The sequence below is a fragment of the Acinetobacter sp. WCHA45 genome, assembly GCF_002165255.2.
Classification (GTDB): Bacteria; Pseudomonadota; Gammaproteobacteria; order Pseudomonadales; family Moraxellaceae; genus Acinetobacter.
Genome location: NZ_CP028561.1, coordinates 230,563 through 256,217 on the forward strand (window position 1 = coordinate 230,563; position 25,655 = coordinate 256,217).

General features: G+C 41.7%; 18 protein-coding genes, 4 tRNA genes and 2 pseudogenes. 15 read left to right on the forward strand and 9 right to left on the reverse strand.

Annotation, left to right across the window (positions count from 1 at the left end):
• Window positions 1-59 precede the first annotated feature (59 nt).
• Window positions 60-1,337: an O-acetylhomoserine aminocarboxypropyltransferase/cysteine synthase family protein gene (locus CDG55_RS02330; protein ID WP_087535952.1), complete on the reverse strand. Its 1,278-nt coding sequence runs from the start codon at window positions 1,335-1,337 to the stop codon at window positions 60-62.
• A gap of 297 nt (window positions 1,338-1,634) precedes the next feature.
• Between CDG55_RS02330 and ettA the strand changes: the two genes are divergently transcribed.
• The 6 genes from ettA (at window position 1,635) to CDG55_RS02360 (ending at window position 10,796) form a co-directional block, all read left to right on the forward strand.
• Complete coding sequence (gene ettA, locus CDG55_RS02335; RefSeq protein ID WP_087535953.1) at window positions 1,635-3,296, forward strand: energy-dependent translational throttle protein EttA; 1,662 nt, start codon at window positions 1,635-1,637, stop codon at window positions 3,294-3,296.
• A gap of 183 nt (window positions 3,297-3,479) precedes the next feature.
• A complete protein-coding gene (locus CDG55_RS02340; protein ID WP_205666451.1) occupies window positions 3,480-3,878 on the forward strand; it encodes a cation efflux protein, CzcI-like in 399 nt (132 codons plus the stop codon).
• Between the two features lie 54 nt (window positions 3,879-3,932).
• Window positions 3,933-5,351, forward strand: coding sequence for a TolC family protein (locus CDG55_RS02345; protein WP_087535954.1), 1,419 nt, complete (start codon window positions 3,933-3,935; stop codon window positions 5,349-5,351).
• The gene (locus CDG55_RS02350) at window positions 5,351-6,577 is read left to right on the forward strand and encodes an efflux RND transporter periplasmic adaptor subunit (protein ID WP_087535955.1); all 1,227 of its coding nucleotides are present in this window, start codon (window positions 5,351-5,353) and stop codon (window positions 6,575-6,577) included. Before CDG55_RS02345 ends, CDG55_RS02350 begins: the two co-directional genes overlap by 1 nt.
• The gene (locus CDG55_RS02355) at window positions 6,567-9,734 is read left to right on the forward strand and encodes an efflux RND transporter permease subunit (RefSeq protein WP_004909710.1); all 3,168 of its coding nucleotides are present in this window, start codon (window positions 6,567-6,569) and stop codon (window positions 9,732-9,734) included. Before CDG55_RS02350 ends, CDG55_RS02355 begins: the two co-directional genes overlap by 11 nt.
• 126 nt (window positions 9,735-9,860) lie before the next feature.
• On the forward strand, window positions 9,861-10,796 hold the full coding sequence (locus CDG55_RS02360; protein WP_004909708.1) for a cation diffusion facilitator family transporter: 936 nt from the start codon (window positions 9,861-9,863) through the stop codon (window positions 10,794-10,796).
• A gap of 28 nt (window positions 10,797-10,824) precedes the next feature.
• Here the strand turns inward: CDG55_RS02360 and CDG55_RS02365 are convergent, their stop codons facing one another.
• Window positions 10,825-11,163 (reverse strand): hypothetical protein, encoded by a 339-nt coding sequence (locus CDG55_RS02365; protein ID WP_004909706.1) that lies wholly within the window; start codon window positions 11,161-11,163, stop codon window positions 10,825-10,827.
• Between the two features lie 224 nt (window positions 11,164-11,387).
• On the opposite strand from CDG55_RS02365, the pseudogene CDG55_RS02370 reads away from it, so the two are divergent.
• Together CDG55_RS02370 and CDG55_RS02375 are read left to right on the forward strand one after the other, a co-directional pair.
• Window positions 11,388-11,618: pseudogene (locus CDG55_RS02370) on the forward strand (hypothetical protein); the annotation flags it as partial.
• Between the two features lie 172 nt (window positions 11,619-11,790).
• The gene (locus CDG55_RS02375; RefSeq protein WP_087535956.1) at window positions 11,791-12,726 is read left to right on the forward strand and encodes a hypothetical protein; all 936 of its coding nucleotides are present in this window, start codon (window positions 11,791-11,793) and stop codon (window positions 12,724-12,726) included.
• A 42-nt stretch (window positions 12,727-12,768) separates the two neighbouring features.
• On the opposite strand, the gene CDG55_RS02380 is transcribed toward CDG55_RS02375, so the two are convergent.
• From CDG55_RS02380 to CDG55_RS02410, 7 genes are all read right to left on the reverse strand, one after another.
• A tRNA-Glu gene (locus tag CDG55_RS02380) sits at window positions 12,769-12,844 on the reverse strand.
• 37 nt (window positions 12,845-12,881) lie between these two features.
• Window positions 12,882-12,957, reverse strand: a tRNA-Glu gene (locus CDG55_RS02385).
• 211 nt (window positions 12,958-13,168) lie between these two features.
• Window positions 13,169-14,575 carry an amino acid permease gene (locus CDG55_RS02390; protein WP_087535957.1) on the reverse strand — a complete coding sequence of 469 codons (1,407 nt, stop codon included), beginning with the start codon at window positions 14,573-14,575 and terminating at the stop codon, window positions 13,169-13,171.
• Between the two features lie 117 nt (window positions 14,576-14,692).
• Window positions 14,693-14,768, reverse strand: a tRNA-Glu gene (locus CDG55_RS02395).
• 26 nt (window positions 14,769-14,794) lie between these two features.
• Window positions 14,795-14,870, reverse strand: a tRNA-Ala gene (locus CDG55_RS02400).
• A 58-nt stretch (window positions 14,871-14,928) separates the two neighbouring features.
• Entirely contained in the window at window positions 14,929-16,437 is a 1,509-nt protein-coding gene (gltX, locus tag CDG55_RS02405) for a glutamate--tRNA ligase (protein ID WP_004660111.1), read from the reverse strand.
• 105 nt (window positions 16,438-16,542) lie between these two features.
• Window positions 16,543-16,788: a DUF4179 domain-containing protein gene (locus CDG55_RS02410; RefSeq protein WP_372616323.1), complete on the reverse strand. Its 246-nt coding sequence runs from the start codon at window positions 16,786-16,788 to the stop codon at window positions 16,543-16,545.
• A 467-nt stretch (window positions 16,789-17,255) separates the two neighbouring features.
• Between CDG55_RS02410 and CDG55_RS02415 the strand changes: the two genes are divergently transcribed.
• The 7 genes and pseudogenes from CDG55_RS02415 (at window position 17,256) to mraY (ending at window position 25,608) form a co-directional block, all read left to right on the forward strand.
• The gene (locus CDG55_RS02415) at window positions 17,256-18,251 is read left to right on the forward strand and encodes a sulfate ABC transporter substrate-binding protein (protein WP_087535958.1); all 996 of its coding nucleotides are present in this window, start codon (window positions 17,256-17,258) and stop codon (window positions 18,249-18,251) included.
• 197 nt (window positions 18,252-18,448) lie between these two features.
• The gene (rsmH, locus tag CDG55_RS02420; protein ID WP_087535959.1) at window positions 18,449-19,372 is read left to right on the forward strand and encodes a 16S rRNA (cytosine(1402)-N(4))-methyltransferase RsmH; all 924 of its coding nucleotides are present in this window, start codon (window positions 18,449-18,451) and stop codon (window positions 19,370-19,372) included.
• Window positions 19,372-19,710 carry a cell division protein FtsL gene (gene ftsL / locus CDG55_RS02425; protein WP_004660120.1) on the forward strand — a complete coding sequence of 113 codons (339 nt, stop codon included), beginning with the start codon at window positions 19,372-19,374 and terminating at the stop codon, window positions 19,708-19,710. Before rsmH ends, ftsL begins: the two co-directional genes overlap by 1 nt.
• 10 nt (window positions 19,711-19,720) lie before the next feature.
• Window positions 19,721-21,554: pseudogene (gene ftsI / locus CDG55_RS02430) on the forward strand (penicillin-binding protein PBP3).
• 3 nt (window positions 21,555-21,557) lie between these two features.
• Window positions 21,558-23,057: a UDP-N-acetylmuramoyl-L-alanyl-D-glutamate--2,6-diaminopimelate ligase gene (locus CDG55_RS02435; protein WP_087535961.1), complete on the forward strand. Its 1,500-nt coding sequence runs from the start codon at window positions 21,558-21,560 to the stop codon at window positions 23,055-23,057.
• A gap of 22 nt (window positions 23,058-23,079) precedes the next feature.
• Complete coding sequence (locus CDG55_RS02440) at window positions 23,080-24,489, forward strand: UDP-N-acetylmuramoyl-tripeptide--D-alanyl-D-alanine ligase (RefSeq protein WP_087535962.1); 1,410 nt, start codon at window positions 23,080-23,082, stop codon at window positions 24,487-24,489.
• Window positions 24,490-25,608, forward strand: a complete 1,119-nt coding sequence (gene mraY / locus CDG55_RS02445; protein ID WP_004660135.1) for a phospho-N-acetylmuramoyl-pentapeptide-transferase — start codon at window positions 24,490-24,492, stop codon at window positions 25,606-25,608.
• Window positions 25,609-25,655 lie beyond the last annotated feature (47 nt).

Sequence of the window (25,655 nt, forward strand, 5' to 3'; positions counted from 1 at the left end):
TTTCCGAATTTTGCATAGAAAAAAAGCCCTATGTTAAGGGCTCATTGATTTCATTGAATTTAAACCTGAGCAAGCGCCTGTTCAAGGTCGGCAATCAGGTCATCAATATGCTCAATACCAATAGACAAGCGCACAAGGTCTTCACTGACCCCTGCCGATTTAAGTTCCTCTGCATTGAGCTGGCGGTGGGTGGTGGTTGCTGGGTGGCAGGCCAGACTTTTGGCATCCCCAATATTCACCAGACGTGTAAATAGCTGTAATGCATCGATAAAACGAGTACTGCCTTCTAAGCCATCTTGTACGCCAAAAGAAAGAATCGCAGAAGGTTTACCTTTCACATACTTTTGTGCCAAATGATGCTGTGGATGGTCACTTAAACCTGCATAATTGACCCATTTTACTTTTGGATGTTGTTTCAAATAATTTGCAACTTTCAGAGCATTCTCCGTATGGCGCTCCATACGAAGGCTTAAAGTTTCTAAGCCTTGTAAGATCAAAAACACACTCAGCGGACTAATGGCTGCGCCTGTATTGCGTAGCGGAACAACGCGTGCACGTGCGATATAAGCAGCTTCACCTAGAACTTCAACATAGTTGACCCCATGATAGCTTGGGTCAGGTGTATTTAAGGCTTTAAAACGTTCTGGGTATTGACCCCACGGAAACTTGCCGCTATCGACAATCACACCACCGATGCTGTTGCCATGACCGCCAATATATTTGGTGAGGGAATGGATCACAATATCTGCACCAAATTCAAATGGCTTGAGCAGGGCAGGTGTTGCCACGGTATTGTCGACAATCACAGGCACACCATATTCATGGGCAATTTTGGCAATCGCTTCCAGATCAATGATATTGCCAAGTGGATTACCAATCGATTCAACAAACACCAGTTTGGTTTTATCATCAATAATGGTGCGTAACGCGTCTGGATTTTGATAATCAAAGAAGCGCACCTCGATGCCCTGTTTTGGCAAGGTGTGTGCAAACAGGTTGTAAGTTCCGCCATACAGGGTTGAAACCGAGGCAATGTTGTCACCTGCTTCGGCAATCGTTTGAATCGAATAGGTGATCGCTGCCATACCTGAGGCTAGAGCCAATGCACCAATACCACCTTCAAGCGCTGCGAGGCGTTGTTCGAGTACGGCGGTGGTTGGATTCATAATACGGGTGTAAATATTGCCCTGAACTTTTAAATCGAATAAGTCAGCACCATGTTGTGTATTATCAAATGCATAAGACGTGGTTTGATAAATAGGTACAGCAACAGCCTTTGTAGTGGCTTCTGGTGAATATCCCGCATGAATGGCTAAAGTTTCATCTTTATAGGTCATGATTACATCATCTACGTGAGTTAAATACTGATCGAGTGTAGCCGAAAAGCTATCCAAAATGGTGCATAATTTATGCGATTTATTGCGTTTTTATTCATATAAACAAAATAATAAGCGATTGAAAGCCATGATTCTGTTTTGAAGACAAAATTGTGTAATGTCTTGAAAAAGAAAATCCTTTGATTGGATGAAACAAAGATGATCTTAACTTCATGTTAATCCCGTTTTCAGCGTATAATACGTGCGATTATTTTTCGCTTTTTGCGATTTATTGTTTTTTCAATTGAGGAGTCCTGCGTGGCCCAATATATTTATACGATGAATCGAGTGTCGAAAATGGTTCCGCCGAAGCGCGAAATCTTAAAAGACATCTCTTTATCATTTTTCCCAGGCGCAAAAATTGGTGTGCTTGGTTTGAACGGTGCAGGTAAATCTACCTTACTCCGTATTATGGCTGGCGTAGATAAAGATTTCTCAGGTGAAGCACGTGCACAACCAGGAATCAAAATCGGTTACTTAGAACAAGAGCCGCCATTAGATCCAACCAAAGATGTTCGTGGTAACGTTGAAGATGGTGTACGTGAAGCACTTGATGCTTTAGCGCGTCTTGATCAGGTTTTTGCAGAATATGCTGAGCCTGATGCAGATTTCGATGCGCTTGCAAAAGAGCAGGAAAAATTAGAATCAATCATCCATGCTTGGGATGCACATAATCTGAATAATCAGCTTGAAATTGCTGCAGATGCCTTGAACCTGCCTGCATGGGATGCTGACGTGTCTTTGCTTTCAGGTGGTGAGCGTCGTCGTGTGGCATTGTGTCGTTTATTGTTGTCTAAGCCAGACATGCTGCTTCTTGACGAACCAACGAACCATTTAGATGCTGAATCAGTATCTTGGTTAGAGCGTTTCTTGAAAGATTTCCCTGGTACGATCGTTGCGATTACGCATGACCGTTATTTCTTGGATAACGTGGCTGAGTGGATTCTTGAACTTGACCGTGGCATGGGGATTCCTTATCAAGGTAACTACTCTTCTTGGCTGGAACAAAAGAATGCCCGCCTAGAGCAAGAGAACAAACAAGAAGAATCTTTTGCGAAAGCATTGAAAAAAGAACTTGAATGGGTTCGTTCAAATGCCAAAGGCCAGCAGAAGAAAAACAAAGCGCGTATGGAGCGTTTTGAAGAACTTAACTCACGTGAATTCCAACAGCGTAATGAAACTTCTGAAATCTACATTCCACCTGGCCCACGTTTGGGTAACAAAGTTGTAGAAGTTGAAGGCATCAGTAAATCATTCGATGGTCGCTTACTTTACGAAAACTTAACGTTTACTGTACCTCCTACAGCGATTGTGGGTATCGTGGGTCCAAACGGTGCGGGTAAAACCACGCTATTCCGTATGATGACTGGCGAACAGCAACCTGATACAGGTACGGTGACTTTAGGTGAGTCAGTTAAAGTGGCTTATGTGGGTCAGATCCGTGACACCTTGGATAACAACAAAACCGTTTGGGAAGAAGTTTCTGGTGGTTTAGATATCCTCAAAATTGGTGATTACGAAATTGCATCACGTGCTTATATCGGTCGCTTTAACTTTAAAGGTCAAGATCAGCAAAAACGTGTAGGTGAATTGTCTGGTGGTGAGCGTAACCGCTTACAACTTGCCAAGATCTTACAGTTAGGTGCAAACGTTATCTTACTGGATGAGCCATCGAACGACTTGGATATCGAAACTTTACGTGCGCTTGAGGATGCAATTCTTGTATTCCCAGGTACTGTGATGGTGGTATCGCATGACCGTTGGTTCCTTGACCGTATTGCAACGCACATCTTGTCATTTGAGAATGAACAGCCAGAATTCTACACAGGTAACTATGCAGAATACGAAGCATACCGTCAGTCTCGTTTAGGGGATGCAGCAGCAACTAAACGTACAAAGTATAAAAAGATTACAGGTTAATTTCCTGTCTAAAAAAACCAGCTCTCGAGCTGGTTTTTTTATTTTCAGAAATTATAAATACAAATCAAGGATTGTGCGATAAAGCTAAATTTCAGGACGATCTTGTTTTAGTTCGTTTAATGTAATTTTATTACATGTACTTTATTTGCTATAGTGACGCAAATTTTGAACAGTTGGTGTAACGTGCAACGTTCTGCTGTATTTATGACACTCTTGCTGAGTTTGTTCATGTTCCAAAGTTTTTGGAATGTGGCGGCGGCTTTTTGTGCGCATGAACAGCCGACTGAATATCGTACGTTGAATCATTTTGGGCATCATATCCCTGAAAATTTAGATGTTTCTGAAAAACATGCAGTAGTTGCAGATCAAGATGCTTCTGATTTACCCATGCCGTTAAGCTTGCAAGATCATCATGACCATCTGCCATCTTGTTTTCATGTGGTGGTGGCTGAAGTTCAGCAACGTGTAAATGAACCGATGTTGCACAGTCAGGACGTAGAACAAAAATATTACTGGTCCAACTTCTATCAGTCTCCACATCTTTCAGGGCTAAATCCGCCGCCTTTATCAACCCCGCTATAGGTGGGGTAGCCGAAAAATAGCCCACCGCATTCTTATTACTTTGCGGGGCTTTATATGTCTTCTAGTTTAAATCAGCGTATTCATGCAGTTGAGCAGCATACGCGAAAAAATCGTACTCAATTGTCATTGAAGTGGTCAGTGTTGGCACTTGCCTTAAGCACTGCTATTTTGAGTCCATCCATTGCCGCAGAATCTTTACTTGATGCAAATCAGCCTGCAACCAAGGCTGCACAACGTAATCTGAATTTTGAGCAAATCTTGCAGGATGTGAAACAATATCAGGCAGGCACAGGGGTGTGGCAAACGCAGCAAGGAATCGCTGAGGCCAATGTGAAACAAGCCGGGTTATGGTCGAATCCAAGTATTTCTATTCAGCAAACCGACTTTAGGTCAGGCAAAGACAAAGAGTTGGAATTTGGTGTTTCACAAAAATTAGACATTTTTGGTCAACGTCGTGCTGCGGTTAAGCTTGCCGATGTACAAGCATCTCAAGTGGGCCTTAATCAGGAACTCTACAATGCGCAACTTGAGTTAGCAGTTAAATATCTATGGTCGCAAGTCGTGGTGCTAGAGCTGGAACATGATGTGGTTCAGGCACAGTTAAAAACCAGTCAGGACACTTTGGATGCAACTCGCTTAAGACTCAAAGCGGGCAGCATTGCGCAGGTCGATTTAGATCGTACCTTGATGGCGCATATTGAAAATCAACGGTTGTTTCAACAAACCGAACTCTCTTTAGCCACTGCAAAGCGTCAATTGGCAAATCTGTGGGGCAGTACCGATAACCGCTTCTCTACTCAGGCAAGCAATGTCTGGCCACAACAAAATGATTTGCAAGATTATTTGCAGAACAATTTATTTGAGCGTGCTATTCAACTCGATATCGTGCGTCAAAAAGCCAATATCGATTATTTAAAAGTATCCAACCGACCAAATCCAACCGTCAATTTAGGCATGGTGCAAAGTAAAAGCGCAGAAACCAATTCGACCGATAACAAGTTCCGAGTGGGTATCGATATCCCGTTGAATATTTTTAATCGTCAACAGTATTCATTGCGAATTGCCAATGCCAAACAAGATTTACTGGTCAAACAGCAACAGTTTTACAAGCAGCAGAACTTGAATGCGATTCAGACCTTAACAGCAGAGTTGGCGGGATTGAAACAACAGTTCGATCTCGTCAATCAACGACAAATTCCATTGTCTGAAACGGTACAAGAGAAAATGTTGCTCGGTTTCAAAGTCGGTAAATATGCCATTACCGATGTGCAGCAAGCCACCATGCAATTGCAGGATCAACGTTTAAATAAAGTGCAGTTACTCAAGAGTGCATGGCAAAAGCAAATTGATGCAGAAAGTTTAGCACTAGGAATTGAGCTGAGTATGGTGAGTTCAAGTGATGCCTTAAATCAGATTAATCAAACCCTCTGGAAAGATACCAATAACCTTCCCGCTGTAGTAGGAGCAGAATAATGTCGACAAATAAATCTAAAAAGCAGTGGTTCTGGGTCATTCTGGTTATTGCCGTTGGCTTAGTCCTGAGCGCGTTATTATTTTTCACGGGCAAGAACAAAGCCAGCAGTGATGCAGCAGCTGATAGTCATGGCGAAGGTGAGGAAGGACATACAGAAGGTGAGGCTGGGCAGGCGGAAAGTGAGGAAGGTAGCTTAAATCTCAGCCCAAAACAGATGACTGAATATGGGGTTAAGCTGGCTCAGGTTGGTGTGGGTGAAGTCGGACAGCAATTTGCTTACCCAGCAAAACTGGTGACCAATACTGATCAGCAAGCGCATGTTTCAGCAACCTTTGCTGGGCGTGTGGAAAGTGTTAATGCGGTACTTGACCAACAAGTCAAGAAAGGGCAAGTTTTAGCCACTCTATTTATCCCTGATCTGGTAGATCAGCAGGCTAATTTAAGTATTGCACAAGAAGCTTTAACCCTTGCACAGCAAGATTATCAACGTGAAAAACAACTTTGGGAACAAGGGGTTTCTGCACGTCAGGATTATCAACGTGCCTACAATGCCTATCGTCAGGCACAGATTCAGGTACAAGCTGCACGTAGCCGCTTATCTGCCTTGGGCGCATCCAGTGGCAGTCAGGGTCGCTATGTCTTGACTGCACCTTTAAGCGGTGTGGTGAGTCTGAAAGATATTGTGGTGGGAGAGCAAATTACCGCAGATAAGCAGTTATTTGTGATTGATCAGCTGGATCAACTCTGGATTGAGTTTATTTTACCAAGCGTCAATAACATCAATGTCCAACCAGATCAGCAGATCGAGTTTAAGTCGCTGCAAACCAATAATAGCTTTAAAGCACAAATCCAGACTTTGACCACCGCAGCAGATACGCAGACAGGTCGTTTGCAGGTGCGTGCCAAAGTGTTAACCCCAGCCAAAGAACTTCGACCTAATTTGATGGTAAACGTGTTATTAGATGGTACGGACAAGAAGCCTGTGCTTCGTGTTGCCAAAGGGGCGATTCAGCAGATCGAGGGTAAAGCCACGGTTTTTGTCGCTAAGCAAGAGAAAGACCAAATGCATTTCACTCCAACACCTGTACAACTGGGTAATTACTCAAGTGATGGGCAGTGGGTGGAAATCCAATCGGGTCTGACTGAAAAGCAACAATATGTCAGTCAAGGCAGTTTCCTTTTGAAATCTGAGATCGAGAAGGGAGAGGCTGAGCATGGACACTAAAGATAAGTTGCAGCTTCCTCCCGCGGAAGGCCTGTTTGATCGGATTATTCAGTTTTCAATCCGCAATGCGATTTGGGTCATGCTGTTTGTGGTGGCATGGATCGGGGTCGGTATTTATAGCTACCAAAAACTGTCGATTGATGCCGTACCTGACATTACCAACGTGCAGGTGCAGATTAACAGTCAGGCGGGAGGATTCACTGCCCCTGAGGTTGAACAACGCATTACTTATCCGATTGAAAATGCCATGTCGGGTATTCCGAACTTGGAACAAACCCGTTCCATCTCGCGTTACGGCTTGTCCCAAGTCACGGTGATCTTTAAAGATGGTACCGATATCTATTGGGCACGCCAGCTGATTAACCAGCGCTTACAGGAAGCCAAGAGTGCTTTGCCTGATGATATTGATCCACAAATGTCACCGATTTCAACGGGGCTAGGCGAGATCTATCAATGGGTGATCAAGGCTGAACCGAATGCCAAAAAGGCAGATGGTACGCCTTATGAGGCTATGGACCTGCGTGAAATTCAGGACTGGATTGTTCGTCCTCAATTACAACGTGTGCCAGGTGTTGCTGAAATCAATACCATTGGGGGATATAACAAGACCTATGTGGTTTCCCCCGATCTGAAACGTTTGCAACAACTGCAAATTCCCTTAACCGATTTGCAAACTGTACTCACTGAAAATAATGAAAACCGCGGTGCGGGTTTTATTGAAGAAAATGGTCAGCAGCTTACCGTACGTATTCCGGGGATGTTGAAAACCGTACAAGACATTGAGAATGTCACGGTCAGTACCAAGAATGGCTTGCCGATTCGTGTTGCCGATGTTGCAACAGTTTCGATTGGACATGATCTGAGAACAGGTGGTGCCACCTATAACGGTGAAGAAACCGTACTGGGTATCGCGATGATGATGATGGGTGAGAACAGTAAATCCATCGCTCAAGCACTCGACAGCAAAATGCAGGAAATCAAACGTTCATTACCTGAAGGGGTGGTGGTCGAAACAGTATATAACCGCAGTAACTTGGTTGATAAAGCCATTAAGACGGTGGCGAAGAACCTGATTGAAGGCGCAATCTTGGTGATTGTGATCCTGTTTGTGTTCTTAGGTAACTTCCGTGCGGCATTGATTACCGCCTGTATTATTCCCTTATCCATGCTGTTTACCCTGACAGGGATGGCGGAGCAGAAAATCAGTGCCAACCTGATGAGTTTAGGCGCATTGGACTTCGGTATTATCGTCGATGGTGCGGTGGTGATTGTCGAAAACTGTATCCGACGGCTGGCAGAGGCTCAACACCATAAAGGTCGACTCCTGACCCGTTCTGAACGCTTTACCGAAGTCTTCTTGGCGGCAAAACAGGCAAGACGTCCGCTGATTTTTGGACAAATCATCATTATGGTGGTGTATTTGCCAATCTTTGCACTGGCAGGTGTAGAAGCGAAAATGTTCCATCCAATGGCAATGACCGTGGTCTTGGCCTTGATCGGTGCCATTATTTTATCGGTGACTTTCGTCCCTGCTGCGGTGGCATTATTTGTTACCGGTGAGGTCAAAGAGAAAGAAAGCCGTTGGATGGCGGCATTAAAAAGCGGTTATAAATCCTTGCTGGATAAAGCCTATGCTTTCCGCTATGTGGTGGTGGCCGGTGCAGTGACTATTTTGATACTCACCGCTGCGATTGGTTCGCGTGTCGGTAGTGAGTTTGCGCCACAACTGAGTGAAGGTGACTTTGCTTTACAGTTGATGCGTGCACCAAGTACAGGAATTGAAGAATCACTGAAGATTCAGGAAAGTGTTGAGAAGCAATTACTCGCAGAGTTTCCAGAAATCAAGGCGATCTTTGCCCGTACAGGTACGGCCGAAGTGGCAACGGATGTGATGCCCCCTAATATTTCTGATGCAATCGTTTTGTTAAAGCCGCGTGATCAATGGCCAGATAAATCGGAAACCATTGACGAGCTTCGAACCAAAATGTTGGCCTATGTTGAGAAAATTCCAGGCAACAACAGTGAGTTTTCTCAGCCGATTGAATTACGTTTCAACGAACTGATTTCAGGCGTACGTAGTGATATTGGGGTGAAAATTTTTGGTGATGATATGCAGGTTCTGAACCAAGAAGCAGAAAAAGTCGCGCAAACCTTGAGAACGATTACTGGTGCAAGTGAAGTCAAAGTCGAGCAGACTGATGGCTTACCTTTGCTCAATGTCGATATCGATCACGCACTGGCTGCACAATATGGTTTATCGGTGAAATCCATTCAGGATTTGGTTGCTGCCAGTATTGGTGGACAAAGTGTTGGGCAGATTTTACAGGGTGACCGTCGTTTTGATTTTGTGGTGCGTTTGGATGATGGGATGCGTACGCCGCAGCAATTGGCGATGTTACCGATTCAACTACCGAATGGTGGTTTGATCAAACTGCAAGACGTGGCAAAAGTGGAGAATATTTTAGGCTTGGCGCAAGTCAGCCGTGAAAATGGCAAGCGCCGTGTTGTAGTCACCACCAACGTACGCGACCGTGATTTGGGCTCATTTGTGGGTGAAATGCAGCAGAAATTATCTCAGCAAAAATTACCAAGCGGTTATTGGCTTGGTTATGGCGGTCAGTTTGAAAATCTGGCCTCGGCAAAAGCCAGAATGCAGATTGTGGTGCCATTGGCATTGCTGATGATCTTTGTTCTGTTGATGGCGGTGTTTAATAACTTTAAAGAAAGCTTGCTGGTATTTAGTGGCGTGCCATTTGCCCTATCTGGCGGTTTGGTGGCGCTGTGGTTACGCGATATTCCCTTGTCGATGTCAGCAGGTGTTGGTTTTATTGCGCTCTCTGGTGTCGCCGTGCTGAATGGTCTTGTGATGCTGAGTTTTATTAAAGAACTTCGTGAGCAGTTTGATGTGCATAAAGCCACATGGCAGGGAGCAATCTTAAGATTACGTCCTGTATTAATGACGGCTTTTGTTGCTTCGCTTGGCTTTATTCCAATGGCAATTGCGACTGGTACTGGTGCAGAGGTGCAACGTCCTTTAGCAACTGTGGTGATTGGTGGGATTATTTCATCAACTTTACTGACCTTGCTCATTTTACCAATCGTTTATCGTTGGATGAATGAGACGAAATCCAGCAAAAGTCAGGAAAGCACCATTTAATCTATTTATGTTATCTTCTTAGTAAAGCATTTTATTAAGAAGAAACTAAACCAGCTAAAGCATTTCAACTTTGGCTGACTTGTAAAACTCATTGGGTTTTACGCTAATAATGATAAGGAGTCCAACATGAGTGGACATCAAGGGCATGATCATAGTCATGCTGTAGTTACTGAAGGCAACGCAAAAAAATTGACGATTGCGTTGGTGCTGACAACAACATTTTTAATCGTCGAAGTTATTGCGGGTTTAATTACACAAAGTTTGGCATTGCTGTCCGATGCAGCGCATATGTTTACTGATGCGGCAGCACTCGCGATTGCTTTGGCTGCGATTAAAATCGCTAAACGCCCAGCAGATAATAAACGCACATTTGGTTATCAGCGTTTTGAAATCTTGGCGGCGTTATTTAATGCTTCCATGCTATTTTTTGTTGCAATCTATATCCTTTACGAAGCTTATCAACGATTTACACAGCCTCCTGAGATTCAAAGTGTAGGCATGCTTATCGTTGCGTCTTTGGGTCTTGTCATTAATCTTATTTCCATGAAGATTTTGATGTCGAGTGCAGCCGAAAGTTTGAATATGAAAGGCGCTTATTTGGAAGTGTTAAGTGATGCGCTTGGCTCAGTTGGTGTGATCATTGGTGCGGTCATTATTTACTACACCAATTGGTATTGGGTTGATACGATTATTGCCGTTGCAATTGGGTTTTGGGTGTTACCAAGAACTTGGATTTTACTTCGTCAAAGTATCAATATTCTCCTTGAAGGTGTACCTGAAGAAGTGGATATTGAAAAACTGCGTAACGACTTATTGGCGTTACAGGGTGTTGAGAGTATTCATCAACTTAAGGTTTGGGCGATTACCTCAAAGAATATTCATCTGACCGTACATTTATTTGCACCAAATGCTGATCGTAAGCAATTACATCAAGCTGCGACCGAAATGTTGGCACATGAACATGGTATAGCTGAGGTGACATTACAAATTGAAGATGATGCTGAAATGAACTGCCAGCATACGCATCAACATGCCGAACAAGAACATTCACATCAGCATTGAGCTGATGTGAACTTTTCTATTTTTTAAATTAATTCTGCCATTCGTGATTACAATCACGACATTTCCAATGCTTTTGCGCTTGCATAAAGGCTTGCATTGAAATTTTAAAATCAGGAAGATCACGCCAAAATAGAACACCTGCAATTACACACACAGCAAATACAGCAACTGTCGCAATTTGTAAGCCTTGTCCTGCACCATTTCCAAAAATCCACATCCCAATACTAATTAAGACAAGGATCAGTAAAATAAAGATCGCAGGGACTAATAGTACTAAGCTTTTAGGTACATTGGGACGAGGGCTATTTGCACCCTGACTGACAGGCATAATTTTCACGCTTTGACATTTAGGGCAACGGTATTGCATAGATTTATCCTATAGGGTTTTGCTTATTTTAGCGAAAATTGTGAAAAAGCTAAAATCCTACGTTGTTCAAATACATAAACTTACTTATTTTGTACTATCTTTAAAATATTAAGTTGATTCGAGCAATCCATATCGGCCGCAGCTCGTCTAAACCTGTTCGCTAAAATAATATCAGTCATGCTAATTTGTGAACTGAATGTGTTGAATAATGCGCAAGGAATCGCATGTTGCCTACCAAACTTCTAAAATTACGATTAGCTCGCATCGAAAAGGGAGAAGGTCATCTTTCGACCCAAGACAAGCTAATGTTGGTTAGCATGGAGAGTCCTGATTTAAGTGCAAATTTCTTTTTAAGATTGTTTAAAGTCTCGTTACCAAAGCAATGGAAATTCCAGCATGAGACAGATGAAGATATTCTATATACATCACAACTAATCAAATTAATTGAAAACCAATGAAACATATTTAGAAAATGGACGATTAAATTAATTTAAAAGTGTGCAACAAAAAGACGCAAATTGCGCTAAATAGCATGCTAATCTACATAAAAACAGCCAATAAGTTGATAAAACAGATTGTTGCTCATATCAAAATTGAGTTGCTGAGAAAGGGAAGAGGGAGAACATCTTGAATCGACAAGATGACAAAAAGGCAATGTTCGATATTATGCCTGCAGATATAGAATCATCAGATGAAAAACCGTCTTTATCACGTCGGTTAATCAATAAGACATTACAGCACGCACAAGATGCTGTTGAGTTTGCGAGTGATACCTCTCGTAATATTGCAGGTGTTGCAGATGCCGCCTTAGATGCCTTAGATCAAGTTACCCATCACACCAAACGTGGTGTTGAAGGAATGCGAAATACTGTTCGTGGTATGGTATCAGAAACCAGTGAAGCAGCGCGTCAAGTTGCGTTGGCAATGGCACGTGCATCGTTAGGGAAAAGTAGCATCACCTTATATTTGCCTGAAATGCTGCTCAATAATCAAATTCGGAAACGTATGGATCGTTCTGAAATTGATGATATTAAAATTGAATGTGGCAATGATCGCTTTCATATTGAATTAGATGGCCACTATCGCCGTTTCCTGTATCGTCTGTCTTTAGAATTCAATGTTTTAGAATGTCGTATTGGGCAGGAAAAATATTTACGTCTTTGTCAGGTCGATGAGCATCTGGATTTACAAATTCGTCATGGTGGTACTTTAACAAATTGGGCAGCAAGACGTGTTGGTAATATCAGCTTTGAAGTGATTAATTCCTTACCGATCCCATTTTTGATTAATCACCTCATTCGTGATGTGCCAGGGATTCAAAAAGAAGGGCATCGTTTATGGTATATCGACCTTGAAGAAGCGGGTTTTATTGATTTCATTAATAACCGCTCATGGATGGTCGATAAGCTATTAAGCTTGACTGATTTTAGTATTTTGCCAGGACTTAATATTTTGCAAGAGAGTCGCGAATTGGTACAACAATTAGTTGATCAATTTGAGATCCGAGGCTTACGTGTTCAGTCTGGGCGTTTAGAAGTCCAAGTTGGAATTGGAAGTGAGTAAGCAATAAAAAAGCCACTGTCAATGCAGTGGCTTTTTAGAATTTGGCGTCCCTACGGGGATTCGAACCCCGGTTACCGCCGTGAAAGGGCGATGTCCTAGGCCTCTAGACGATAGGGACTTATATGAGGCATACATCTGAAAACAATAATAAATATTGGCGTCCCTACGGGGATTCGAACCCCGGTTACCGCCGTGAAAGGGCGATGTCCTAGGCCTCTAGACGATAGGGACGTTTCAGAGGTGGGCGTATATTAGGGTGAATTGGATAGGGTGTCAAACACTTTTCCAAAGAAAATCTAAAAAAATCTTGTGAGTGTCTAAAAATAAAACATATCGTAGAATAAATAATCAAAATAAAGAAGTTAAAGTAAAATTATCAAGCAAGTTAATTTAAGTTAAATAAAAAATGCAGCCTAAGCTGCATTTTTTATTCATTATCATTTTATTTACGATCACGATAGAAAAGATAGTGACTTAAATAACACGCAGCAATGAATAATAAACATCCGATAAAGCCAGCCTGCATTTCAGGATCGTATGCCATGCTGAGACCTGTAATTAAACAGAAAACAAAACCTAAGATGGGAACGATTGGATAAAGTGGTGCAGCAAATTTTAAATCTTTTGCTGAATGTCCAGCCTTGTACCATTGGCGTCTAAAGTTAAACTGACTCCAACAAATACTCATCCATACGATGACCATGGTAAATGCAGCAACACCTAGTAAATTCTTGAAAATTGTCTCTGGGGCAAAATGCTCAGATAGCAATCCGGGAATTGCGCCAAACATGGTTACCACTAGCGCAATGATAGGCGTACCACTCTTAGACAATTTTGAGAATATGCTTGGCAGTTGGCGTTGATCAGATAAAGACCACATCATGCGAGAAGCCGCATAGAGACCTGAGTTTGCAGCGGATAATAAGGCAGTAATAATCACGAAGCGAATAATATCGTCGGCATATGGAATACCGATGTATTTAAATACTGTTACGAAAGGGCTGCTACTCACTCCATCACCGCCTAGGCCAGTTATATGGAAAGGAAGTAATGCACTAATAACAACAATCGTACCCACAAAGAAAATTAATAGTCGCCAAATTGCTGCATTAATTGCTTTCGGAACATTTTCAGCTGGATTTTTGGTTTCACCTGCGGCAACACCAATGAGTTCAGTTCCAGAAAAGGCAAAGTTAACAATTAACATCGTGGTGAAAATTGGAAAAAGACCTTGTGGAAACCAACCATGTGCCGTTAAGTTATGAAATAACGGTGCTGATTCAGTGCCTTGGAATGGAATGAAACCAAAAATTGCGCATAAACCTAAAAGGATAAAGACAATAACAGTAACGACTTTGACTAATGCAAGCCAAAATTCTGATTCAGCAAAAATGCGGGTTGAACTTAAATTTAATCCTAAAATTGTAATTGCAAAAATAATGGTCCAAATCCACATTGAAATATGAGGGAACCATTCTTGCATGAGTAAGGCTGCGGCAGTAAATTCTGTACCAAGCGTTGCGGTCCATGTCAGCCAATACAGCCAAGAAATCATATAACCCGTTCCTGGGCCAATATATTTTTGAGCGTATGCGCCAAAAGATCCAGCCACAGGCATATGTACTGCGAGCTCACCTAAACAGAGCATGACCATATAGGCAATTAAACCACCTAAAAAGTAGGCAATAATTGCGCCGATAGGACCTGTTTGAGCGATGACCTCGCCAGAACCTAAAAATAAACCTGTACCAATTGCACCGCCCAATGAAAGCATCACTAGGTGACGGGTGCTCATTGCACGTTTTAATGTTTTTGATTCAGAGGTAGCATTTGAGTTGGAAGATTGCATACCACAATTTGTCCAAGCGTGGAGAAGCGGGTATTTTATGTAAAATTTTGAAATGTGCAATCTGAATGAATGAATGTTTAGTTGAAAATTATAATTTTAATTATTTTGCATAAAATATGGCGTCCCTACGGGGATTCGAACCCCGGTTACCGCCGTGAAAGGGCGATGTCCTAGGCCTCTAGACGATAGGGACTTATTGAGGCAACACAAATTAAAGTTTGGTGGAGCCAAGCAGGATCGAACTGCTGACCTCTACAATGCCATTGTAGCGCTCTACCAACTGAGCTATGACCCCAGTTTGTGTGAGCGCAATATTAGGGTGAATGCGCTCACACGTCAATGATTAAACTGAATTAATTCTCACTATTTGCATCATTTTTCGGCAGTTTGAGTGATTCGTTTAATTTTTCCCAAACTTTAAGTTCTTTCTTGCTTGGCCCACCTACGATTTCTAAGGCATGACGTAAACGTGCAAAAGTCAAATCAGGACCTAGTGTTACCATAGATTGCATCACAGGCGTTGAACTCGTTGAACCCGCAATCGCAATAAAGAATGCTGGCATAAAGTCACGAAGTTTAACTTCCATTTGAGTGGCTAAATCCATCAGTGTTTGGCTGACAGTATCATTATTCCACGTAAACTGACTTTCTAAGCGCCAAATTGCAAATTGTAAGCTTTGACGAACTTGTTCTTCGGTCAATTTTTTGCTTTCAAACTGTTCTTTACTGATTTGTGGCATGTGATTGAAATAGAAACCAGCCCAATTCACAGCTTCTGAGAGTAGATTGATACGAGGTTGAATCGCAGCCGCAATGTCTTCAAGTGTTTGACGGTCGCTTTTCCATGTTAATAGGCGATCTAGAAGTTGTCCCGGTGTTAAGCCTTTGATCCATTGACCGTTCAGCCAATTAAGTTTTTCAACATCAAAGATTGGGCCGCCTAATGAAACACGCTGTACATCAAAGTTTTCAACCATGTCCTGTAATGTGAATACTTCACGCTCATCAGGCATTGACCAACCCATGCGACCTAAATAATTCAATAATGCTTCTGGTAATACACCGATGTCGCGATAATAGTTAATAGAAGTTGGGTTCTTACGTTTAGACAGTTTTGATTTATCTGGGTTACGTAACAATGGCATATGACATAAAGTTGGCATTTCCCAACCAAAATATTGGTAAAGCAACTGATGCTTAGGCGCTGAAGGCAGCCATTCTTCCCCACGTAATACATGGGTAATTTCCATCAAATGATCATCCACGACATTAGCAAGGTGATAAGTTGGTAAACCATCCGTTTTTAGCAACACTTGCATGTCAACTTGTGCCCAGGGAATCTCCACTTCACCACGAAGCAAATCATTAATCTTACAAATACCATCTTCAGGTACTTTCATTCGAATGACATGTGGTTCACCCGCAGCAAGGCGTTGTTGTACTTCTTCTTGTGAAAGTTTTAAGCCACGCCCATCATATTTTGGCGTTTCACCACGTGCTTGCTGCTCTGCACGCATTTGGTCTAGCTCTTCTGCTGTTGCGAAACAATAGAAAGCATGTCCTTTTTCAACCAAATCTAAGGCATATTGTTTGTAAATCCCCATACGTTCCGATTGACGATACGGCGCATGAGGGCCGCCCACATCTGGACCTTCTGACCAGTTCAATCCTAACCAACGTAAAGAATCTAAAATCATCTTTTCTGATTCAGGTGTTGAACGGAGTTGATCTGTATCCTCAATACGTAAAATAAATTCACCGCCGTGCTGTTTAGCAAAACATAAATTAAATAACGCAATATAAGCAGTACCTACATGAGGGAAACCTGTAGGAGAAGGCGCAATACGGGTACGAACTTTCATAAATTATCGAAGCTTAAATTAAAATTGAAACTATTATAACGAAAAAGCCTAGTCACAGCATGACTAGGCTTATTTAAACATGTAGAGCGTTACATATTGAAAAGATCAAGATGTGTGCGGTTGAAAAATAGTCTGAACAAAGCGTGAAAAACGTTCGTGTTGGCTTGCAAAGAACGTTTGCGTTGGCGTTGTACGGATCGTATTCAACATTTTTAATTCGTCATCTGTTGAAGGCAACATGGCTGTATTACGTTTTTGTTGATCAAGCGCTTTCACAATTAACGAAGACGATTTGTCTATCATTTTAATATTATTGTTTTCTTTAATTGCGGCTGCATGTCCAACTTGAATAGAAAACACCAAAAATAAGCTTAAGCATAGTGTTTTTTTAAGTTTTGATGCTTGCACGGTAACATCCCCTTCATGACTTCGAGTCTACAAGACTAACTAAATGACTATAGTATTGCTTTAATCATACGATTCAAACATAAATTTTAATAAAAAGTATAACTACGTCACACTTTTTACAAAAAATAATAAACAAACAAACACACTTTTGGGTATTGTAAGCCTGATGGCTAGAATATGTGCAAATCAAATCTAACAAGCAAATGTGTAGAAAAAGTGGAGAATGATAATTTTTCTCAAAATAAAAATAACATGAATAAACACTTAGCATTTTAACTGCAATACATCCTTAATATTGCGATATATAAAAAAAAGAATAATTTCTAAATTATTGATATAACTATTTGATTGTAAATTATTTTTAAATAAATATAGTGGTCACAGATATACAGAAAATGAGTGAATAATAAATGAAAACAGTGATCGCCGCAGCATTGCTTGCTTTGGGTTTAAGTAGCATAGCGCAGGCAGCTACAACGTTCTTAAATGTATCTTATGATCCAACACGAGAGTTTTATCAAGAATATAACCAAGCATTTGGTCAATATTGGAAACAGCGTACAGGTCAAGAGGTCGATTTTAAACAATCGCATGGTGGTTCAGGCAAACAGGCAAGATCGGTAATTGATGGTTTACAGGCTGATGTTGTGACATTGGCTTTGGCGAATGATATTGATGAAATTGCCAATGCAGGTCTCATTCGTAAAGATTGGCAAAAACAATTTAAAAATAATTCTGCACCTTACACATCAACGGTTGTCTTCCTTGTGCGCAAAGGAAATCCGAAAAATATCCGTGATTGGAATGATCTCACCAAAGCGGGTGTCGAAATTATTACCCCAAATCCGAAAACAGTGGGTGCACCGCGTTGGATTTATTTATCTGCATGGAGCTATGCCTTGAAACAACCCGGTGGTAATGATGCTAAAGCCCGTGATTTAGTGAAAAAATTATACCAAAATGTCAAAGTACTTGATTCGGGAGCGCGGGGTTCTTTAACTACATTCGCTGAGCGAGGTATAGGCGATGTGTTACTGTCATGGGAAAATGAAGCTTTATTGGCGACCCAAGGTTTAGGTAAAGATAAATACGATATTGTTTATCCATCAATTTCGATTTTGGCTGAGCCTTCAGTTGCGATTGTAGATAAAACCGTGGATAAAGATGGTCATCGCAATTTAGCGCGCGGTTATTTAAATTTTCTTTATTCACCTTTAGGGCAGGAACTTGCAGCAAAACATTATTTCCGTCCACGTAATCCGCAAGTTGCAGCAAAATATGCAAAACAATTTCCAAAGATCAAACTCTTCAGCATTAATGATGTATTTGGTGGATGGGCAAAAGCGCAAAAAACCCACTTTGTGAATGGTGCGATTTTTGATCAAATTTATGCAGATAAACAGTAAATAAATTATATATAAAATTTGTGATTGGATATGGGAAAGCAAATACACGGAGTATTTGCTTTTTTGTTGCATAAAAAATGATAAGAAAACGGTTTTATCTATGAAAAGTTAAGAATTCTCTACAAAAAGTCGTTTGGTACTGGGATAAAACAAGGTGATAATGTGCAGTTACATTTTTAGCTATTGATCCTATTGTTATGTCGCATATTTCTGTCTTACTTCATGAAACCGTTGATGGCGTATTGGCAGGTCGCGATACTGGTATTTTTGTCGATGCAACGTTTGGTCGAGGAGGGCATACCAAGCTCTTACTTTCCAAATTGGATCAAAATGCGCGTGTTTACGCCTTTGATAAAGATCCTCAGGCACTTGAAGTTGCCGCACAATTAGAACAAGAAGATTCGCGGTTTAAAATTATTCATGCCAGTTTTGCCGATATTCAGGCGGAATTAATAAATATTGGTATTACCGAAGTTGACGGCATTATGGCCGATTTGGGTGTGTCTTCACCACAACTTGACCAAGCAGAACGTGGGTTTAGCTTTATGCAAGATGGCCCACTAGACATGCGTATGGATAATTCTCAAGGTTTAACTGCGGCGGAATGGTTACTTGAAATCGAAGAAGAAAAATTAGCCAATATTATTTTCCAATATGGCGAAGAGCGTTATAGCCGTCGTATTGCCAAAGCGATTAAATTGGCAGGTGAAATTACGACAACTGCTCAACTTGCAGAAATTGTCAAAGTTGCTCATCCGAAATGGGAAAAGCATAAACATCCTGCAACGCGTACTTTCCAAGCGATTCGTATTGCAATTAACAAAGAGCTTGATGATATTGAAACGTTTTTACCGCAAGCTGTAGAATTGTTGAAAGTACAAGGACAGTTAGCTGTGATTAGCTTCCACTCTTTGGAAGATCGTTTGATTAAACAATTTATTCAAAAAGAATCAACTTTAGCGGAAGATCATGGTTGGGGAATGCCTCAAGCACAGGTTGATACGCGACGTTTAAAGAAAGTGTCTCGTATTCGTGCGAGTGAAGCAGAAGTAAAAGCAAATCCTCGTTCACGTAGTGCATGGTTACGTGTAGCAGAGCGTTTAGAGCAGAAAGGCAGATAATGAATAAAAAGAATGATGATGAGATCATATCTAGCAGCAAGAAAGGACTGAAAAAAGTTGTAGTGTATGCTGTGCTGATTGCGATGGTATTCACAAGCGCAATGATGGTGGTCTTTCAAGTGTTTGAATATCGTCATGATTATCGTGATTTAAGTGCTTATATGCGTGAAAGAGACGATCTGAATGCAGAATGGGGGCGCTTGCTGATTGAACAGCAAACGTTTGGTGCAACTGCGCAGATTGGCTCTCGTGCTGTTACACAATTGCGGATGTTTTCACCACCCGCAGCACAAACGGTTGTGATTTCTTTACCTATGACTTCAAAGCAAGACAAATAAGGCATGCTGTATGGCAGATAAGCGAAGTAAACCAATACGAAAAAAACAGCAGTCTATTTCTGAAAGACCGACACTTGCTTTAGACATGTGGCGATTTTATTTGCTTTGGGGTACGGTATTGCTGTGCTTTATTGTATTGATTGCACGTGCATTTTATGTGCAAGTGGTCAATAAAGACTTTTTACAAAATAAAGCGAATGCCAATATTTTGCGTACGGAACGCCTAGAAGCAATGCGTGGTGTGATTAGTGATCGCCACGGAGTGCCTTTAGCGATTAGTACACCGATCATGAAAATTGTGATTGACCCAAGAGATTATTGGGAAACGAAACAGCAATTTGATGAAATCACAGCCGAATTAAAAAAAGATCCACATAACCGAAAATTAAAACGTCAATTACCTGATAAAAACTTGAATTTGGATGAGTTGGCAGATGCGGTTGGTGTAGACCGTGCTGATCTCAAAAAGCAAATGGAAGCTCGTCCACGCTCACGTTATTTGGTACTACAAAAAGAAATTCCACCACAGCAAGCTGACCTCATTACCAAGCGAAACTTTCAAGGGGTTTATGCTGAAAAGACGTATAAGCGTTACTATCCGCAACCACAGCCGAATGCACAAATTATTGGTTTAACCAATAGTGAAGGTGTTGGGGTTGAAGGTTTAGAGATGCAACTGAATAAACAGTTGTCAGGCGTCGATGGTGAACAAAAAATTATTCGGGATAAAAAAGGTAATCGTCTTAAAGTCTCAGAAGTGATTAAAGAAGTCGAGTCAGGTGAAAATGTCACGCTCAGTATCGACTCACGTTTGCAATATATTATGTATCGTGAATTGACCGCTGCTGGTGTTGCAAATAATGCTCGTTCGGCAACCGCTATTGCTGTAGATGTAAAAACTGGTGAAATTTTAGCAATGACCAGTTGGCCGTCATATAACCCAAATGATAAAAATGGTTTAGCCAACAAAGATGCAATGCGTAACCGTGGTGCAATCGATATGTTCGAACCGGGTTCGACGATGAAGCCATTTACTGTTGCAGCTGCCTTGGAAAGTGGCAAATACACGCCAAACACAATCGTGAATACCTCACCAGGTTCAATGAAGTTGGGATGGCATACCATTCGTGATACACACAACTATGGTGCATTAACCCTGACAGGTATTATTGTTAAATCATCTAACGTGGGTTCAGCCAAACTTGCGTTATCGTTACCTAAAGATGCGATTCCATCATTCTTCCGTCGTGTCGGTTTTGGGCATCGTTCTGATGTGAAATTTCCAGGCGAGAGCGCAGGGCTGTTGTATTCGGGTGATAAGTTGAACCCCTCTCAGTTGGGTACGATGGCGTATGGTTATGGCTTAAACGCAACCATTCTCCAAGTTGCACAAGGTTATGCGATGCTCGCAAACCATGGTGTGGAAATGCCATTAAGTCTTAGAAAATTAGATCAAGCACCCCAAGGTAAGCAAGTTCTTGATCCTAAGATTGCAGATCAAGTGTTATTGATGCTTGAGCAAGTTACTATGCCAGGTGGTACAGCTACACAGGCCAATATTCCTGGTTATCGTGTGGGTGGTAAAACAGGTACGGCACATAAATTACGAGCTGACCGTAAAGGTTATTCGAGTAATGAATATCGTGCCTTATTTGCTGGGATTGCTCCAGTGAGTGATCCTCGTCTGGCGATGATTGTCGTCGTTGAAAATCCTCAAGGTCGTTATTATGGTGGTCTCGTTGCAGCGCCCGTTTTTGCGAGAATTATGCAAGAATCGCTACGATTACTGAATGTACCTTTAGATAAACCACTTGATACCTCTATAAAATCCAATCCGTAGGTAGATTATGTCGATTAGTTTTCAGCAGATATATCCGATTCATATCGATGCGGCTTGGTTCACTCAGCCTTTTCAAGGCTTTTGTCTAGACAGCCGTAAGATTGAAGTTGGGCAGATTTTTATTGCTTTAAGTAGTTATAGCCAACCTGAAAAAACCCGTCAATTTGCACAAAATGCGCTGAATGCAGGGGCATTGGCGGTCATTAGTGAAACAAGTTTGGGGCTTGCGAACGAATGGGTTTGCCCTGAAGTACGTTTTCTTATGGGTGAATGGCAGCAGCAATATTTACAAGCGGTCGATCCTGTAGAGTTATTACGTGGTATTGCAGTCACAGGTACCAATGGTAAAACCACGATTTCACGCTTAATTGCAGAGTTAATTAGTTCGCAAGGGCAAGGCTGTGCAGTGATGGGGACAACAGGCAATGGTATCTTGCCAAACTTGACCCCCTCAACCCACACCACTTTAGATGCGCTGCAATTACAGCAGGCATTGCATGATTACGCTAAACAAGGGGCTAATTTTGTTGCACTTGAGGCGAGTTCGCATGGTCTGGAACAAGGTCGTCTGAATGGTTGCGATCTTGAGATAGCAGTTTATAGTAATTTAAGTCGTGATCATTTGGATTATCACGGTACTTTAGAGGCTTATGCAGAAGCTAAGGCGCTATTATTTAAATTTACTACATTAAAAGTCGTTGTGATTAACATCGACGATGCACATGCAAACGTGATGCTGGCTGCTGCGAAAGAAAATCCATCAAAACCGAAAGTTTTGACTTATTCTTTGACTCAAACTTCTGCGGATTATTATATTGATCATTTGCAATATCGCTTGAGTGGTGCAAGTTTTACATTGATTAGTCCAACAGGTAGATTTGCTGTGCAAAGCCCATTGCTTGGACATTTTAATGTAGAAAATTTATTAGCAAGCTTGATTGCAGCAGAATATGCTGGTTTTTCGCTTGCTGATTTAGTGCAGTTTGTTCCGCAACTTAAGGGTGCACCAGGACGAATGCAAGTCATTCAAGATGCGGATCGTCTATTTGTCGTTGATTATGCACATACACCTGATGCATTGATTCAGGTGTTAACCACGTTGAAACGTCATGTCACTGGACAATTATGGGCGGTATTTGGCTGCGGTGGTGATCGCGATCGCGGTAAGCGTCCTTTAATGACTCAGGCTGCGCTTGATCATGCTAATCCAGTAGTTCTCACCTCGGATAATCCACGAACTGAAAACCCTGAACAGATTTTTGCTGATATGAAGCAGGGAATTGATTTTGCAGAACACAGCGTACATGAAATTCATGATCGCCGTGAAGCGATTAAATTTGTGGTTGCTCAAGCTCAAGCTGGAGATATTGTCGTGATTGCTGGCAAAGGTCATGAAAACTATCAGGAAGTAGATGGCGTTCGTCACTGGTTTGATGATGTAGTCGAAGTGCAATCTGCGATTAATGCTCAGCCACATTCTGTAGATTCAGCTTATCCTGCACACTAAGGTTAAAAGGTAAATAAAGCGTATGCATACTTCAACAACCAGCACCGTTCCACTAGAACCTTGGACAGCAGAGCAATTACAACAAGCGACTCAAGGTGGATGGCATAATCATAAGATTCCACAAAGCGAAATTAAACGTATTTTGACTGACTCTCGTCATGCTGAAGCTGGAGATGTTTTTCTTGCTTTAAAAGGTGAGCGCTTTGATGCTCATAATTTTGTAGCACAAGTGGCGACGCAAGGTTGTGAGATTGCCATCGTAGAGCGCCCAATTGATGCAGATATTGCACAACTCGTCGTTAAAGATACACGTTTGGCTTTAGGGCATCTTGGAGCGTATCGCCGTCAGCAAAATCCACAGTTGAAAGTGATTGCTTTAACAGGCAGTAGTGGTAAAACCACCACGAAAGAAATGTTGGGTAGTATTTTATCCCGTTTAGCACCAACCTTGATCACGCGTGGCAACCTGAATAATGATTTGGGTGTGCCGATGATGTTGCTGGAACTGCGTCAGGAGCATCAATATGCTGTGATGGAGTTGGGTGCCAGTCACCAAGGTGAAATTGATTACACCTCGAATCTGGTGCAGCCACATGTGGCGGGGATTTTGAATATTGGTACAGCGCATTTGGGTGAATTTGGTGGCCGTGAGGGCATTTGTCGCGCTAAATCAGAAATCTATTCGCATATTTTGCCTGACGGAATATCGGTTGTTCCCGCTGATGATGATTTTACAGCGACTATTCGTGAAAATGCTCAAGCTCATTCAATGTTGAGTTTTGGTGATGGTGGCGATGTGTTTGCGACAGAGGTTGAATTACATCCTCAATCAGCAAAATTCAATTTACATACTCCACAGGGTATCCGTACAGTAGATCTACCGTTTGCAGGTGCTCATAATGTGCAAAATGCAACTGCTGCAACAGCATTTGCCTTGGCAATTGGGATTGCGCTTGATGATGTTGTACAAGGCTTAGAACAAGCACAGGGTGCCAAAGGGCGTCTGAATTTTATTCAACACCAAAATCACTTATTCATTGATGATACTTATAATGCCAATCCAACTTCAATGCGTGCAGCAGCAGAAGTTCTTGCTCAACAAACGGGCATTAAAGTGATGGTAATCGGGGATATTGGTGAGCTTGGAAGTACAGCAGCGCAACAACATTATTTGTTGGGCCGAGATTTGGTTTCGATGCAAGGTATTCATTTTGTAGTTGCAGTGGGTGAATTCTCACCTGCCACTCAAGAAGGTGCAAGAAGCACACAATACGGTAAAAAATTACAAGCTTTTCTGAATCAGGGGCAAGCTTTGTCATTTTTAATGAGTTTAGTAGAGACACATCAACCCCAGCACATGAGTTTCCTATTTAAAGGTTCTCGCTATACCCATATGGAAACGTTGATGGCTGACTTGATGGAGAAGATTTAAATGTTGTTATGGTTATTTGAACAATTGGCAGGCTATAACAGCTCTTTCCAAGTGGTTCGTTATTTAACATTACGCTCTTTGTTGAGTGTATTAACTGCTTTGACCATTGGCTTGGCTTTGGGGCCTGTGATGATCCGTAAATTACAAGCCTTAAAATATGGTCAGGCAGTAAGCTCATTTGCTCCTGAAAATCATGCGAAGAAGATGGGAACACCAACGATGGGCGGGATCTTAATTCTGCTCTCAATTGGTATTAGTACCTTATTATGGGCTGATTTATCAAACCCTTATGTTTGGATTGTATTGGGTGTTATGGTGGTCTTTGGTGCTGTTGGTTGGGCAGATGACTGGATTAAAGTTCGTTATAAAGATAATGCTGGTTTACCTGCACGTAAAAAATTCTTTTGGACTTCTGTGGCATCATTAGGTGCTGGTATTGCTTTATATCTAATTGCAAAGCAACAAGATAATCCAATGAATACTGCAAATATGCTAGATTTGCTGATTCCATTCTTTAAGAATCTCTCCATTCCACTTTCAGCGGTGCCGTTTGGTTTAGCATTTATTGTTTTCACTTATTTGGTGATTAATGGGGCGTCAAATGCAGTCAATCTGACGGATGGATTGGATGGATTGGCAATTATGCCAATTGTCATGGTTGCAGCAGGTTTGGGTGTATTTGCCTATTTATCAGGTGATATTCGGTTTGCCAATTATTTGCATATTTCCTATGTAAAATATACCTCTGAACTGGTGGTGGTGTGTTCAGCCATGGTTGGCGCAGGTTTGGCTTTCCTTTGGTATAATGCGCATCCTGCTCAAGTATTCATGGGTGATGTCGGGGCTTTGGCACTTGGTGCGATGCTAGGTACAATTGCTGTTATGGTCCGCCAAGAAATCGTTTTTGCGATTATGGGTGGTGTCTTTGTAATGGAAGCCGTTTCTGTGTTTTTACAAATTGGTTCATTACGAATGCGGAATAAGCGCGTTTTCTTGATGGCACCTTTACACCATCATTATGAAAAACAAGGTTGGAAGGAAACACAGGTTGTTATTCGTTTTTGGATTATTACCATTTTCCTTGTTGTGTTAGGCTTAATGACCTTAAAGTTGCGTTAAACCATGATTCAAAAAGAAGCTGGTGATCACCAGCTTTTTTTATGTTT